The sequence below is a fragment of the Acinetobacter sp. YH16038 genome (genome assembly GCF_013417275.1).
Taxonomy (GTDB): domain Bacteria; phylum Pseudomonadota; class Gammaproteobacteria; order Pseudomonadales; family Moraxellaceae; genus Acinetobacter.
This window is the reverse complement of record NZ_VPEG01000010.1, coordinates 52,623-66,903: the sequence shown is the minus strand read 5'-3', so window position 1 is coordinate 66,903 and position 14,281 is coordinate 52,623. Positions and strand designations below refer to the sequence as shown.

Below are 14,281 nucleotides of genomic sequence, written 5' to 3'. Positions count from 1 at the left end.
CTTTTCGAGTACTTAAATTAAAAAGCTGAACCTAGCGTTCAGCTTCAATATTTTTCACCGGAATTGCGCGACCTGCGCTAAATTCAAAACGGTCGGGCCAATTGCAGACATCGGCGACCACACATTCATGACACTTCGGTTTACGTGCGATGCAGCAATAGCGGCCATGTAAAATCAGCCAGTGATGTGAATCAATAATAAATTCTTTTGGAATCACTTTAACTAGACGATGCTCGACCTCAAGCACGTTTTTACCCACTGCCAAACCGGTACGGTTACCAACACGAAAGATATGTGTATCCACAGCCATGGTCGGTTGGCCAAAGGCGGTATTTAGCACCACATTCGCCGTTTTACGACCTACACCCGGCAGGGCTTCCAGATCCGCACGATTATCCGGTACCACGCTGTTGTGCTTCTGAATCAGCATCTCACAGGCTTTAATCACGTTGACCGCTTTGGAATTATATAAACCGATCGTTTTGATATATTCCTTCAAGCCGTCCACACCTAGCGCATAAATCGCTTCCGGTGTATTGGCGACCGGAAACAGTTTATCGGTGGCTTTATTCACGCTTACATCCGTAGCTTGGGCAGACAGGGTCACTGCAACCAGTAATTCAAATGGACTGGAATAATTCAATTCAGTTTTTGGATTCGGACGCTGCTCACGCAGGCGCTCAAAGAAAGTCTGAATCTGTTTTTTAGTCATGTTTTTTACAGGCTTGGCTGTTACTGTAGTCATGATCTTATCCCTGTAAAGCCTGTAATTGCTGCATCAGTTCTTCAAGTTGCAGACGTTTGCGTGCATCCTCACGGACCGAAAGCTGTTTTTCTAACTTTTTGATTTGTGTACGTAATTTTGCAAGTTCAATCGTGGTTTTGGCATCAAGTGTAACCACTTCATCTGCTGGTTTTTTCACGATTTCAATGGCTGGAACCTGATCGACCTGAGCAGAGAACTGGGCAAATAGGGCAGTATTAATCTCGGCACGAACGACAGGGCCCTTACGGTCAATGCGACGTTTTTCTTCGCGTTGAATATGCGCATAGTAACGTTTACGCAAGTCATCCTGTTCAGCAATACGCTGAGCTTCAGTTGGCAAAGGCTGAAGATCTTCGACCAGATCAATACAGTCTACCGGGCAAGGCGAAATGCAGAGTTCACAGCCGGTACACAAGTCAGTGAGCACAGTATGCATTAATTTACCTGAGCCAATAATCGCATCGACCGGACAGGCACTGATGCATTTGGTACAACCAATACATTCATCTTCACGAATGATGGCTTTCATGCGCTGAGGACGACCATCCGTCTGAATGGGCCAGACACTTTCTTCAGCGGGCAGTTTAGAACGATTTAACAATGTTGCCAGAGCATCAGCGACGGGCTGTCCACCCGGTACACATTTATTGGCATCTTCGCCCTCAGCAATGGATTGAGCATAGGGCAAGCAGCCATCACGATGACCACATAAACCGCACTGGGTTTGGGGCAATAAAGCATCAATAGACTGGACTAGAGAGATCTGCGAATTCATGAATAACCTAGGCTGCTCGGGCTGAGCCTTAGAGTGAATGAAACAAAATATGTCAATTTAACAATTTTAACATGTTTTTAAGGAACTAAGTTATGCACGATTAAAGGTCACTTTGTGCATTATTATCAGGCATAAATTAACAATTAAGCATTGATTCAATTGGCATTTAAGCACACAGAAAAAATATTCATAATCAATATAAATAATTGTTATCAAATTAAATTTAAACTATTTTTCAAAAAAGTATTGTAGATTAGTTACAAAAGATATTTAATATTTTGCGCCAAAATTTAACATTGATTGTAAATTTGACCAATTTTGATCCATTTTCTGCTGAGGATTAAGCGTTGAAATACAACACACTTAATGAGTTCCTAGATTACGTAAAATCACGTGATGCACATCAACCCGAATTTCTTCAAGCTGTAGAAGAAGTGATGACCAGTTTGTGGCCATTCATTGAAAAGAATCCACAATACGCAGCACATGGTTTACTAGAACGTCTAGTTGAACCTGAGCGTGCGATCCAGTTCCGTGTTGCTTGGGTAGATGACCAAGGTCAAACACAGGTTAACCGTGCGTTCCGCGTACAGTACAACTCAGCGATTGGTCCATTCAAAGGTGGTATGCGTTTCCACCCGTCAGTGAACCTTTCTATTTTGAAATTCCTCGGTTTCGAGCAAACTTTCAAAAATGCCCTGACTACATTGCCTATGGGTGGTGGTAAAGGCGGTTCTGATTTTGACCCTAAAGGCAAATCAGAAGGCGAAATCATGCGTTTCTGCCAAGCGTTAATCATCGAGCTTTATCGTCATCTTGGTTCTAATACAGATATCCCAGCGGGTGATATCGGTGTGGGTGGCCGTGAAGTTGGTTACATGGCTGGTATGATGAAAAAACTCAGCAATGACACTTCATGTGTATTCACTGGTAAAGGCCTGACTTTCGGTGGTTCTCTGGCTCGTCCAGAAGCAACTGGTTACGGTACAGTGTATTTCGCTGAAGAGATGCTGAAAACTCGTGGCGAAAGCTTCAAAGATAAAGTGGTAACAATCTCTGGTTCTGGTAACGTTGCCCAGTATGCTGCTGAAAAAGCAATGTTCCTGGGTGCTAAAGTTGTTTCTCTATCTGACTCTGCGGGTACTGTTCACGTTAAAGACGGTTTCACTGAAGAGCTTCTTGCTGAAGTGATGGAACTGAAAAACATTAAACGTGGCCGTATCTCTGAATTTGCATCTAAACACGGTTTTGAATACCTTGAAGGTCAACGTCCTTGGGGTATCAAATGTGATATCGCGCTTCCATGTGCGACTCAAAACGAACTTGATACGAATGATGCAGCAGCGCTTCTTGCAAACGGCGTAATTTGTGTTGCTGAAGGCGCGAACATGCCTTCTACACTTGAAGCAGTTGAGAAATTCGTTGAAGCGAAAATCCTTTATGCTCCAGGTAAAGCATCTAACGCCGGTGGTGTAGCAACTTCTGGTCTTGAAATGTCTCAAAACGCATTGCGTTTAGGCTGGACTTTCGAAGAAGTTGACGAACGTCTGCATGCGATCATGAAAGAAATTCACCGCAACTGTGTGAAATACGGTACTAAAGAAGACGGTACTGTAAACTATGTAGACGGCGCAAACATCGCTGGCTTCGTAAAAGTTGCTGATGCAATGCTTTCTCAAGGCGTATTCTAAGTCTGACTGAGTTTAAGCTTAAAAAAAACCGAGGTGAATGCCTCGGTTTTTTTATGTTCAGATTTTATCTTTAAAGAGTGCCTTTGACTGTTTCACGCTCTACAGCCATGTCGAATATATAGGCATATTTAGACTGGTCAGCTGCCGGATTTTTGATTTCATAACGTTTTACCCGAATAATCTGACGCTCATTCGGTGTATGCTGAAAACCTTCAATCTGATCGTAAAATAAAGTCCAGTCTTTATCGACCTGAGTCTTTAAACCTTTTTCATCATATTTGATTTCTTTCACCTGCAAGCAGGTTTGCTGAGCTACACCCGTACAGGCTTTAGTCTGTGGCGAAACTTCCAGGAAAATGGTTTCTGCCTGACCTTGGTATTTGGTTTCCGGTGTCATTTTTCCGGTAAAGACATATTTTTGACCATCAGCTGTAGTAATACTCAGTTTTGGCTGATTGGCATCACTTAGATCCAGACTAAATGGAATATCACGCTTTTGCAGAAGCTGGCTGATAAAACGTTCCTGTTCCATTAATGGTGCATCACACGCCATCATGGTACCCATCATGTCACCAGTACTCAGGGTATTATCTTTAACAGTCCAGCTCGTGCCAAGGCCATTACAGCCAGAAGCTACACTCAGTCTGCCTTGCTGATCAAAGCTCAGAACAATCGGGCGTTGCAGCCCACGATCAAGTTCCCAAGTATAAGCGGGCAAAATTTGTGTAGGCGTTTTTAATGTAGTGGATAGAGTAGAAATAGCCGGATCTCCTGAAGTGGCAGGAAGATGAGAAGATTGACATGCAGTTAAAGCTAAAGGGAGCAGGGCAAGCGCAAAAATACTGAATTTCATTGGTTTATATTCTATGTGCTAAAGTTTCAACGTGATTATAATCAAGAGATTAACAAAAAATATGGATACAAAACGTAGCTTTTGCTAACAAAATGTATCCAAATTAAAAAGTCGGATGTTAAATGGTTGAAGTTTACTGTCAGTCAAAACGGTAAATATCCATTCCCAAAGCGCCCATCGTAAAACTGCTATGCACGATACTGAAACGGTTGCCGGTGCCCATGGCAAAGAATAGCGGCGCAAAGTGTTCGAGCGTTGGGTGATTACGTTTTAACTGAGGAATAGACTGCCAGTCCAGAACGGCATCAAAATCACTATGGGTTAATTTATTGGCCACATAGTTGCGGAAGGTCGATGCCCATTCCGGAACTTCATCGCTATTTCCCTGCCAAGACAATTCACGTAAATTATGGGTAATACTGCCTGACCCGATCAGAAAAACCTGCTGCTCACGAAGTGGCGCCAACGTCTGGCCAATCTTGTAAATCTCTTCTGCACTCATCGACATTGGTAAAGAAATTTCAACCACCGGGATGTCTGCTTCTGGATACATATGTAAGAGCGGCATCCAGACACCATGATCACGTGGACGGGTGCTGTTGGCATGTGCAGAGAACCCGGCATTGGCCAATAAGCCCAAGACTTGCTCAGCCAGCTCTGGATTGCCGGGAGCAGGGTAGCGTAACTCATATAACTCAGGTGGAAAGCCACGGAAGTCATGCCAAGTTTCAGGACGAATACCTGTATTGACTTCCAGAGCTTCACTTTCCCAATGTGCCGACATAACAATAATGGCAGTTGGACGTGGCAGATTCAGGCTTAAACGATGCAATGCCGGGCCAACCTGCTCAGGATTGAGTGCGAGCATGGGAGAACCATGAGAAATAAATAAGCCGGGCAAAGTCTGTAAGTTCATAAGTCAAACCACATTAATTCAATGTTTTAATCATGCAATAAAAAGGAAAGCAAAGGCAGGGGGGATTGTTCAACAAAACGTTGCATAATCAGAACGCATCAACAGATCAGCCTGCACGGTGATAAGGATGATTATGGTTGATGCTCATAGCGCGATACAGTTGTTCAATCAGCATTACACGGACTAGCGGATGTGGCAAGGTGAGTTTAGACAGGGACCAATGCCAGGCTGCTGCTTTTCGGACTGCTTCAGAATGGCCATCTGGCCCACCAATCGCCAAGGCAATATCATGACCTTCCAGCATCCAGCCTTTCATGGTTTCAGCCAGTTTTTCCGTACTAAACTCACGGCCACCGACTTCTAGTGCAATCAGGACTTCATTCTGTTTTAAGGCATTTAAAATACTGTCACCTTCAATATTTCGGTATTTCAGAATATCGGCTTCAGAATCGTTTTTGCCCCGTTTTGCCATTGGCAATTCAACCACCTGAGTCTGTACAAAAGGCTGAATACGTTTGAAATAGTCTTCAAAGCCTGTCAGCACCCAAGCCGGCATTTTCTGGCCGATGGTTAAGATACGGATTTTCATAGAACTGGATCAATAATTAGATACTTCATTATAACGATCAAACAACACGAAGTTGAGCTAGGGAAACAAATTGAAATTGAAATCATGAATTTAATGTTGCTTTAATATACATGATTCAAGTATCCGCTTGATAATAAAGGAATGGATAATAAGAAATGCGGACCAGTTTCATTATTAAAAGATATTGTACTTTTCTACTAATTATTCTCGGTTTAACCAGTTCAGGCATGAGCTTTGCTACGCCTGCAAATTTTTCCTCCAAACAGGCACAGCCAGAATATCTGGAACTTTTTATCAAACAGATTATCAGTGTAGATGAATACCGGAATTTTAAAAATACCAGTGAATTAAACCGAGTTTCAGCCTGGCTCAAGGAACAGATGCGTCTGCTTGGCATTCCATGCCAGTTCCAAAACTATATTGTAAATAGCCTAAGCTATAGAAATGTGGTGTGTCAACTGAATGCCAAAGCCAAAACCAAACTGGTTATTGGCGCGCATTATGATGTCTTTAGTGACTTGTATGGAGCAGATAACAATGCTTCTGGTGTAGCAGGGGTACTGGAAACAGCCCGATTACTGGCCTTACAAAAGTCAAAACTCAAACATAATATCGAGTTCGCTTTCTATACACTGGAGGAGCCGCCCTATTTCAAGACTGAACATATGGGAAGCTATCTACATGCCAAAGCTTTAAAGGCCCAGAAACAAAAAGTGAAAGGTGTCATTATTCTGGATTCTATTGGCTATTATGATGAAAATCTGGTGCAGACCTATCCCACAGGATTGAAATGGATCTATCCCCGACATGGAAACTTTATTGCTGCGATTGGACATTTGGCATCGGCCGGTTTGACAGGAGATTACTGTGCGTCCATGCAACGTTTCAAGCGTCTGGACTGTCAGCGTTTTGTCAGTCCGGCATTCGCTCAGGACATGAATTTTTCTGGCTATTTGAATTATGCCAAGTTTAACTATTCAACTATGCTGATTACAGACACAGCGCATTATCGTAATCCTTACTACAATACCGAGCAGGATACCTTAGATAAACTGGATCTGACCAAGATGGCTCAGGTCGTGAATGGTTTGGTCGATATGGTGATTCGCCTTTAATTGTCTTCACCTAGATACAAAAACACCCTGCCAGAACAGGGTGTTTTTCAAAGTCTTTAGGTCTTAATGACGTGCAGCTTTAGCTTCTTCACTTGCTTTCACAATTGGCGGTTTCACCAGTGCTTTCGGCATATCGATCAAAGCCAGAGGTAAAATCTCATCAATCGATTTCACAGCTTTGATTTCTAAGCCTTCTTTTACATTTTCAGGAATTTCCGCAAGGTCGCGAACGTTTTCCTGTGGAATGAACACCAGTTTAATGCCACCACGGTGCGCAGCAAGCAGTTTCTCTTTCAGGCCACCGATACGCATTGCACGGCCACTTAAGCTGGTTTCACCTGTCATCGCAATATCTGGACGAATCGCAATACCGGTGAATGCAGAAACTAGAGCAGTGGTCAGTGCCAAACCTGCAGATGGACCATCTTTCGGAGTCGCACCTTCTGGTAAATGCACGTGCACATCAGTTTCTTCAAAGCGAGACGCTTCGATACCTAGCTCAGCCGCACGGGTACGAACGACAGTCATGGCAGCGGTAATCGATTCTTTCATTACATCACCAAGTGAACCGGTGGTAATGAATTTACCTTTACCAGGTACTGCTGCAACTTCAATAGTCAGTAACTCACCACCCACTGAAGTCCAAGCCAAGCCATTTACACGGCCGATTTGAGCCTCTTCTTCCGCCATACCGTAGTCAAATTTGTGTGGACCTAAGTAATCTGGAAGATTACCCGCATTCACTTCAACCTGAAGATTTTTAGCTTTCTTGCTAACTGCTTCTTTCACTACCTTACGTGCAATTTTAGACACTTCACGTTCAAGGTTACGAACACCGGCTTCACGAGTATAACGACGCACGATGTCACGAATCGCTTCTTCATGCACAGTCAACTCTTTAGCACGTAAACCATTGTTCTTGATTGCTTTAGGAACAAGGTAACGGTCAGCAATGTTAACTTTCTCTTCTTCGGTATAGCCAGGCAGACGAATCACTTCCATACGGTCCAAGAGGGCTTCAGGAATATTCATGGTGTTGGCAGTACAGATGAACATCACTTCTGACAGGTCAAGGTCCAAATCAAGATAGTGATCATTGAACTTGTTGTTCTGTGATGGATCAAGTACTTCAAGCATCGCAGAAGCTGGATCACCGCGGTAGTCTTGAGCCATCTTGTCAATCTCATCGAGCAAGAACAGCGGGTTTTTCACGCCAACTTTGGTCAATGACTGCACGATCTTACCTGGCATCGCACCAATGTAGGTACGACGGTGACCACGAATTTCTGCTTCGTCACGTACACCACCTAGGGCCATACGGACAAACTCACGGCCAGTCGCTTTGGCAATCGATTCACCCAAGGAAGTTTTACCTACACCTGGAGGACCAACTAGACACAGGATTGGACCGCGTAATTTTTTCACGCGAGACTGAACCGCCAGATATTCCACAATACGGTCTTTGACATCGTCCAGACCATAGTGATCGGCATCCAGGATTTCCTGAGCTTTATTCAAGTTAATGCTAACTTTGCTGGCTTTGTTCCATGGCGTATCCAGAATCACTTCCAGATAGTTGCGAACTACCGCAGCTTCGCTAGAGGCTGGTTGCATTGCTTTGAGTTTACGGAACTCAGATTCCGCTTTTTTACGCACATGCTCAGGCAGATCAGCTTCAGCCAGACGTTTTTCGATTTCCGCAACGTCATCTTCCGCACCGCCATTCATATCGGAAAGCTCGCGCTGAATGACTTTCATTTTTTCATTCAGGAAGTATTCACGCTGGTTTTTTTCCATCTGGCGTTTAACAGAGTCATGCAAAGTCTGTTCGATCTGCTGTTCTTCAGACTGTTGCAGTAGATAAGTCATCAACTCAGTTAAATGTGCATCGAACTCGTCATATTCCAGGAATTTCTGTTTCACTTCGATATTCAAAGGAACACGGGTCGCTACGAAGAATAACAGTTGCAACAAGTCTTCGATTTTATTCGCAGCTGCAATCAGCTCACGAGCATTACGAAGTTTTGCTTCAGCATACTGAGCGAACAGGGCACGCAGCTCCTGCAAGCGCGTAGCTTGAGTTGTTTCATCGACTGACACAGTCATTGGGCTAAGTTCATGCTCAGCAGTCAAATACTCATTTTCATCAATGATGGTTTTGAGCTTGGCACGATACAGTCCCTCAATCAGGACTTTAATACAGTTTTCATCATTTTCGTGATTCACAACTTGCACAATCTTCGCGACAGTACCGTATTGATATAAGTTGTCGTGATCAATTTCTTCTGTAAGCGAATCTTTTTGCGCAACTACAAATACTAGATTGTCACTGTTACGAGCCACATCAACTGCATTGATCGATTTTTCACGACCGACAAATAGCGCAATTTGCATGTGTGGGTACACCACCACATCACGTAGCGCCAAAAGTGGTAATACACTTGGAACCTGAGGCTCTAAGGTTTCTTGATTCATAATAATTTCAGACATGGGCACTCCTAATGAGTGACAACGGTGTTGCCATGTTTTTAATAGTGATGGGTAATTTAAAAATTACAAGGGCTATAGCGACTAAATTGTATAAAAAATGACTAATTATGTGATTTTAAAGTACTTATGTATTTGGAAATACATTGTTTAACGCTTAAAACGTTGTAAAAGTGTAGGCGTAAGCAGGGCATCTAGAGGCTGGTCCCAAACTTCTCGGGTTAAAGGCTGTGGGATCAGCTGAAAGTCATGTGCTAACCCCAGACGAAAAGGACGGTGCGGTGCTGTTGCCAGCGTACGATCATAATAGCCACCACCCATACCAATTCGGGTGCCATATTGATCACAGGCTAATAGTGGCATAACTAAAAGATCTAGTTTTGAGACATGCAGACCACGTGTAGCCATGGGTTCACGCATTCCCAACCGATGATGAGCAAAACGCTGGGAACGATATTGATTCTGGCTGATTTCTACCCAAGTGAGTTGCTGGTTCATATTGCAAATATTGGGGAGATAAACCCGTTTATGGTGCTTAAAGCAGTATTCAATCAGTGCCTGAGTCCGAACCTCACCGAAAGCATCCAGATAAACCCCCACAGATTTGCTTGCATGAAATTCTGGCAAAGTCCGAATCATATTCAGGATACGTTGTTGAGTCTGTTTCTGGGTAAATCGAGAGAGTTGACGGCGCTGTTTACGTAGCTGTTTGCGAAGTTCGGAAAGATTCATCGTCGTCATAAATATGGTCTTCAGGATTTTAAGGCATTAGATTAATAAAATGCCATAGCTTAAATAGAGGGTAGCAACATAGCGAGTATTATAGGCATCAGTATGAATTTTTGATTAAATTTTAAAAATAATGAAACATTTATGATGAATTAATCGAACGATATTTAGATCTAGGCAATTTTTTAAAAGACGAAAAAGGTACGAGTATAGGACGCTAAACCAAGAAAAATGCAATGAATTTAAGATTTAGAAAAGAAGATAAATAATGAAATATTTTGAGAAAAATAGAAGCACTCCGAGGATGCCGCTGCATGTCATTACCCTTGAACCCTAAAGTTCAAGGTGGACGAGACGCATACTTGCTGGGTTTCCCATACCGGATGGGCATACACTCTAAATATGCAGAACTCAATCCTAAGATTTAAATATCGGCTCAGGGGAATCTGACCCGCTGGCGAACATCTCAGAGTTAGACTAAGTATAAACGATAATGTTGATGTGGCAACTCTATGCTGTTCGTGAACTGTAAACAGTTTAGTCGAACGACCGAAGTTTATACAAAAAACTCGATTATTCAGTTAGTTCTTCAACTTCTTCCAAAATAGTTTGTAACAAACGTTCGCAGTGAGCATATTGTTGCAGGGATTTATTCATCGTCAATACTTCCTGCATCAGTTCCAGTGCCACCATAATGATCAGTTTACTTGGTTCCATACGAGGGGCTTTACGGCGAAATTCATCGTATTTTTCATTGAGTAATTGCGCTGCACGTTGTAGTTCATCCTGCTGATCCGCAGTGGAGGCCAGACGGAAACTATGACCCAATACCTTTAAGTCGATTGCGATTTGTTCACTCATGATGAAGCTTCCTCAGTCACTTCAGTAGGATGGGCCAATTGCTGAATTTCCTGTGCATTTTGATCTTGGGCTGTTCCCAAAATCGCCAGACGTTGAATAATGGCTTCAACTTTAGCTTTGGCATTTTCATTTTTCTGGGTAAGACGTTCAGATTCCTGATTCAGCCGCTGAATTTCCTGCTGGGCATGACGCTGTTCCAGCAATAACTTTTCTTTCAGCACACGCAATTCATTGCGTTCAGCCAGAATTTCCTGAAAACGGTTCTTAAGATCAGTACAACTTTTTTCCAGACGGCTATAACGATCTGCCAGTGCTGTAGCATCCTGGTTTAAATGCTGAAACTGGTTACGTGATTCTGTCAGTTGCTGATTGAGATTCTGGATTTCTTGTTGTTTTTGCGCAATAAAGCTATTTTTTTGTTCAATTTGAGTTTCATGTTGCACGCTTGAAGCCTCTTGCTTCTCCCGTAAACTGGTATTCTCACTTTCAAGTTGTGCAAGTCGCGTTTTTAAAACGCCAATATGCACTTGTAGACGCTGTAATTCTTCTAACATATCGAGGTCGCACAGTGTTGCAAACAAAGGTAATATATAAAGCAGTATAGAGATTGGATAAACGAATGCAAGACGATATTTCAGGTTGGTCAGAATGGTACCGCAATTTTTCCTCAATTGAAGAAATTTCTAGCCCAAGCGAACTGCATGGTTTGCTTACCGGAATTGTCTGTGTCACTCAGGCACCTTCAAGTGATGAATGGGTACAGATTCTAGAAACGCTAGATGTTCCTGAACTGAACCCTGAAGCATTAGAATTGTTAACGGGTGAGGCAGAAGACATATTTCATGCGCTGTCTGAAGATGAGCTGGATTATCTGCCATTACTACCAGATGATGAGCATAGCTTGGCTGAACGCGTTCAGGCACTGGCTGACTGGTGTGCAGGCGTAGTGCTTGGTTTCGGTCTGGCTTCAGGGCATATCCGCAATGATGAAATGGAACTGATTGAACATTTACAAGATGTTGCAGCAGTCGAGTTTGAAGATTCTGATGACGATGCCGAAGGCGAAGAAAGCTATCAGGAGCTGTATGAGTTTGTTCGTCTGATTCCGGTAAGCCTGTCCGTCGGCCGTAAGAAATTAGAAGTTGAAGAAACACCTTTATTGCAGAAATTCACGCAAAAAGCACCAGCTCCAGCTTCTGCAACTGAAGCGCAATCTGTAGTTGAAATTTTCTCGCCGAAACGTCCGAGTTAAGTTCAAGCGGTTTTAGACACAAATTAAAAAACGGTTCTGAAAACCGGCATATTTTTTGCTGACTCTTCTCATGAAGATGATAGTAAATTAATCTAACCTATTTTCAGGACCAAATTTTAAATAACAGTAGCAATTGATAAGAAGTAAGGTGTAATGAAGAAACTGACTCAAGCCGATTTTCAGGAACGTCGTGACATCCTCGCAGGGGAAATGGGATTACGTAGTATCGCGATTATTGCCACCAGCCCGGTTGCCCTGCGTAATCGTGATGCAGATTATAAATACCGCGCGGACAGCAGTTTCTTTTACCTGACCGGATTTGCTGAGCCTGAAGCAGTTGCAGTCATTGAAACTTTTGATACTGAAGAAGAAGGCTATACCTATAGTCTGTTCTGCCGTGAACGTGATCGTGAAATGGAAATCTGGAATGGCTATCGTGCCGGAGTGGATGGCGCCGTTGATGATTATGAAGCGGACGAAGCTTATGCGATTGATCTACTGGATGAGGAAATCCTCACCAAGCTTCAGAACAAAGACAAGCTTTTCTACCGGATTGGGCACAATGCCGAATTTGATGCACGTGTAGCCAAATGGATCGCAACAGCCAGTGGTGAAAGCCGCCGTGGTACTTCTGCACCGGCACAGATCATGCAGCTGGATCGTATCGTTGATGAAATGCGTCTGCATAAAGATGAAAATGAAATTGAACTGATGCAGCTTGCATCGGATATTTCTGCAGAAGCCCATACACTGGCTATGCAGAAAGTTCGTCCAGGCATGATGGAATATGTTTTAGAAGCAGAATTAAATTATGTCTTTGGTAAAAATGGCTGTGTACCATCGTACAACAGTATTGTTGGTGGCGGTGAAAATGCCTGTATTCTGCATTATGTAGAGAATGACAAAGAACTGAAAGATGGTGATCTGGTTCTGATTGATGCTGCCTGTGAATATCAGTTTTATGCTTCGGACATTACCCGTACTTTCCCGGTGAATGGTAAATTCAGTCCGGAACAAAAAGCTTTATATAATGTCGTACTGGATGCACAGATTGCTGCGATCAATGCTGTTCAAATCGGGAATTCTTATAAAGAGCCGCATAATGTGGCGGTTCGCATTCTGGTTCAAGGTTTACTTGATCTGGGGATTATGCAGGGGGAGATTGACGAAATTATCCAGACTGAAAGTTTCCGCCAGTTCTATATGCACGGTACAGGGCATTGGCTGGGTATGGATGTACATGATGTAGGTACTTATAAAGCCAACGGTGAATGGCGTGCATATGAAGAAGGTATGGTCGTGACAGTTGAGCCGGGTCTTTATATTGCGCCAGATGATGAAACTGTAGATGTTAAATGGCGTGGTATCGGAATCCGGATTGAAGATGATGTGGTTGCTACCAAAAATGGCCCACTAGTGCTAACTGCAAAAGTTGTGAAAACCGTGGAAGATATTGAAGCCTTAATGGCCAAAGCCCATGCTGCTTAAATGAAAGATATAAAAAAGCCGGTGATCTCACCGGCTTTTTTATATAGTAGAAAGTTAAAAATGTATTCGTGAATGATAGTAATTTTTTAATTTATTGATATTAAAATGAATATTTATAAAATTTTAAGAAAAAATGGATTAATTTCTTAGGCAAGAAGTTATCCAATAGCTAGACAGAACAAAGATACTATCGAGAAACATGCAAGACTTTTACTTACGTTAATCGCGACTTATTCAAATAAAATTAACTTTGTTAAAATTGAGAATTATAAGATGACAGGAATTCAACACAGCAATTGAGTTTTTAGCATCAAAGCAACATATTAATTCCGATTTCGTTCTCATACTTGACCTGTTCCTTAAATAAACTCAAAGAAGAGCAGGAGAAAAATGATGAGACTAAATACGCTTGACTGGATTGCTTATGCTTTAGCGATTATTGGTGGCATCAACTGGGGTCTGGTTGGTGCGTTTAACTTTGATTTAGTCGCTGCCATCTTTGGTGAAATGAGTGCACTATCTCGAATTATCTATGTATTGGTTGGTTTGTCTGCCTTGTATCTGATCTATACTGGTACAAAATTGGGTCGACGTGATGTACATCATGAGTCTCAAGCTCGAATAGTACGTTAACTGACTAAAAGTTAATTGAAGTCATTGATATTTTTTTAATTAACTGATTTCTATAACAGATTAGTTAATCTAAAAGATATAAAGGACATTTAACAGAAACGGAGCTTAAGCTCCGTTTTCCATTTC

14 protein-coding genes and 1 other RNA gene are annotated in these 14,281 nt (G+C 42.5%); 5 read left to right on the top strand and 10 right to left on the bottom strand.

Features of this window, described 5'->3' with window-relative positions; translation table 11 throughout:
• Positions 1-31: 31 nt before the first annotated feature.
• Entirely contained in the window at positions 32-745 is a 714-nt protein-coding gene (nth, locus tag FTV34_RS06205) for an endonuclease III (protein WP_180069370.1), read from the bottom strand.
• A gap of 4 nt (positions 746-749) precedes the next feature.
• Positions 750-1,541, bottom strand: a complete 792-nt coding sequence (locus FTV34_RS06200; RefSeq protein WP_159123332.1) for an RnfABCDGE type electron transport complex subunit B — start codon at positions 1,539-1,541, stop codon at positions 750-752.
• Positions 1,542-1,888: 347 nt separating this feature from the next.
• Between FTV34_RS06200 and gdhA the strand changes: the two genes are divergently transcribed.
• Positions 1,889-3,232, top strand: a complete 1,344-nt coding sequence (gene gdhA, locus FTV34_RS06195; RefSeq protein ID WP_180069367.1) for an NADP-specific glutamate dehydrogenase — start codon at positions 1,889-1,891, stop codon at positions 3,230-3,232.
• Positions 3,233-3,302: 70 nt separating this feature from the next.
• Here gdhA and FTV34_RS06190 read toward each other — a convergent pair whose 3' ends face one another.
• From FTV34_RS06190 to rlmH, 3 genes are all read right to left on the bottom strand, one after another.
• Positions 3,303-4,085: an META and DUF4377 domain-containing protein gene (locus FTV34_RS06190; RefSeq protein WP_125278710.1), complete on the bottom strand. Its 783-nt coding sequence runs from the start codon at positions 4,083-4,085 to the stop codon at positions 3,303-3,305.
• Positions 4,086-4,224: 139 nt separating this feature from the next.
• Positions 4,225-5,001, bottom strand: a complete 777-nt coding sequence (locus tag FTV34_RS06185) for a dioxygenase (RefSeq protein ID WP_004782897.1) — start codon at positions 4,999-5,001, stop codon at positions 4,225-4,227.
• A gap of 106 nt (positions 5,002-5,107) precedes the next feature.
• Positions 5,108-5,590, bottom strand: coding sequence for a 23S rRNA (pseudouridine(1915)-N(3))-methyltransferase RlmH (rlmH, locus tag FTV34_RS06180; protein WP_004782895.1), 483 nt, complete (start codon positions 5,588-5,590; stop codon positions 5,108-5,110).
• Between the two features lie 155 nt (positions 5,591-5,745).
• On the opposite strand from rlmH, the gene FTV34_RS06175 reads away from it, so the two are divergent.
• Entirely contained in the window at positions 5,746-6,705 is a 960-nt protein-coding gene (locus FTV34_RS06175) for a M28 family peptidase (protein WP_180069365.1), read from the top strand.
• 63 nt (positions 6,706-6,768) lie between these two features.
• Here the strand turns inward: FTV34_RS06175 and lon are convergent, their stop codons facing one another.
• From lon to FTV34_RS06150, 5 genes are all read right to left on the bottom strand, one after another.
• Complete coding sequence (gene lon / locus FTV34_RS06170) at positions 6,769-9,195, bottom strand: endopeptidase La (RefSeq protein WP_180069362.1); 2,427 nt, start codon at positions 9,193-9,195, stop codon at positions 6,769-6,771.
• A gap of 147 nt (positions 9,196-9,342) precedes the next feature.
• Entirely contained in the window at positions 9,343-9,924 is a 582-nt protein-coding gene (locus FTV34_RS06165) for a 5-formyltetrahydrofolate cyclo-ligase (protein ID WP_159123362.1), read from the bottom strand.
• A 288-nt stretch (positions 9,925-10,212) separates the two neighbouring features.
• Positions 10,213-10,397: non-coding RNA, 6S RNA (gene ssrS, locus FTV34_RS06160), on the bottom strand.
• 97 nt (positions 10,398-10,494) lie between these two features.
• Entirely contained in the window at positions 10,495-10,782 is a 288-nt protein-coding gene (locus tag FTV34_RS06155; protein WP_005234746.1) for a cell division protein ZapA, read from the bottom strand.
• Entirely contained in the window at positions 10,779-11,336 is a 558-nt protein-coding gene (locus tag FTV34_RS06150) for a hypothetical protein (protein WP_004782884.1), read from the bottom strand. Before FTV34_RS06150 ends, FTV34_RS06155 begins: the two co-directional genes overlap by 4 nt.
• A gap of 65 nt (positions 11,337-11,401) precedes the next feature.
• Here FTV34_RS06150 and FTV34_RS06145 point away from each other — a divergent pair, with 65 nt between their 5' ends.
• The 3 genes from FTV34_RS06145 (at position 11,402) to FTV34_RS06135 (ending at position 14,155) form a co-directional block, all read left to right on the top strand.
• Positions 11,402-12,034, top strand: a complete 633-nt coding sequence (locus tag FTV34_RS06145; RefSeq protein WP_180069359.1) for a UPF0149 family protein — start codon at positions 11,402-11,404, stop codon at positions 12,032-12,034.
• 153 nt (positions 12,035-12,187) lie between these two features.
• A complete protein-coding gene (gene pepP / locus FTV34_RS06140; RefSeq protein ID WP_180069356.1) occupies positions 12,188-13,522 on the top strand; it encodes a Xaa-Pro aminopeptidase in 1,335 nt (444 codons plus the stop codon).
• A 393-nt stretch (positions 13,523-13,915) separates the two neighbouring features.
• The gene (locus FTV34_RS06135) at positions 13,916-14,155 is read left to right on the top strand and encodes a DUF378 domain-containing protein (protein WP_180069353.1); all 240 of its coding nucleotides are present in this window, start codon (positions 13,916-13,918) and stop codon (positions 14,153-14,155) included.
• Positions 14,156-14,281: the final 126 nt, after the last annotated feature.

What these genes read in the sequence shown, in the direction of transcription:
- nth (WP_180069370.1), bottom strand. Translation starts at nt 745, where the DNA reads ATGACTACAGTAACAGCCAAGCCTGTAAAAAACATGACTAAAAAACAG.
- FTV34_RS06200 (WP_159123332.1), bottom strand. Translation starts at nt 1,541, where the DNA reads ATGAATTCGCAGATCTCTCTAGTCCAGTCTATTGATGCTTTATTGCCC.
- FTV34_RS06190 (WP_125278710.1), bottom strand. Translation starts at nt 4,085, where the DNA reads ATGAAATTCAGTATTTTTGCGCTTGCCCTGCTCCCTTTAGCTTTAACT.
- FTV34_RS06185 (WP_004782897.1), bottom strand. Translation starts at nt 5,001, where the DNA reads ATGAACTTACAGACTTTGCCCGGCTTATTTATTTCTCATGGTTCTCCC.
- rlmH (WP_004782895.1), bottom strand. Translation starts at nt 5,590, where the DNA reads ATGAAAATCCGTATCTTAACCATCGGCCAGAAAATGCCGGCTTGGGTG.
- FTV34_RS06175 (WP_180069365.1), top strand. Translation starts at nt 5,746, where the DNA reads ATGCGGACCAGTTTCATTATTAAAAGATATTGTACTTTTCTACTAATT.
- lon (WP_180069362.1), bottom strand. Translation starts at nt 9,195, where the DNA reads ATGTCTGAAATTATTATGAATCAAGAAACCTTAGAGCCTCAGGTTCCA.
- FTV34_RS06165 (WP_159123362.1), bottom strand. Translation starts at nt 9,924, where the DNA reads ATGAATCTTTCCGAACTTCGCAAACAGCTACGTAAACAGCGCCGTCAA.
- FTV34_RS06155 (WP_005234746.1), bottom strand. Translation starts at nt 10,782, where the DNA reads ATGAGTGAACAAATCGCAATCGACTTAAAGGTATTGGGTCATAGTTTC.
- FTV34_RS06150 (WP_004782884.1), bottom strand. Translation starts at nt 11,336, where the DNA reads ATGTTAGAAGAATTACAGCGTCTACAAGTGCATATTGGCGTTTTAAAA.
- FTV34_RS06145 (WP_180069359.1), top strand. Translation starts at nt 11,402, where the DNA reads ATGCAAGACGATATTTCAGGTTGGTCAGAATGGTACCGCAATTTTTCC.
- pepP (WP_180069356.1), top strand. Translation starts at nt 12,188, where the DNA reads ATGAAGAAACTGACTCAAGCCGATTTTCAGGAACGTCGTGACATCCTC.
- FTV34_RS06135 (WP_180069353.1), top strand. Translation starts at nt 13,916, where the DNA reads ATGAGACTAAATACGCTTGACTGGATTGCTTATGCTTTAGCGATTATT.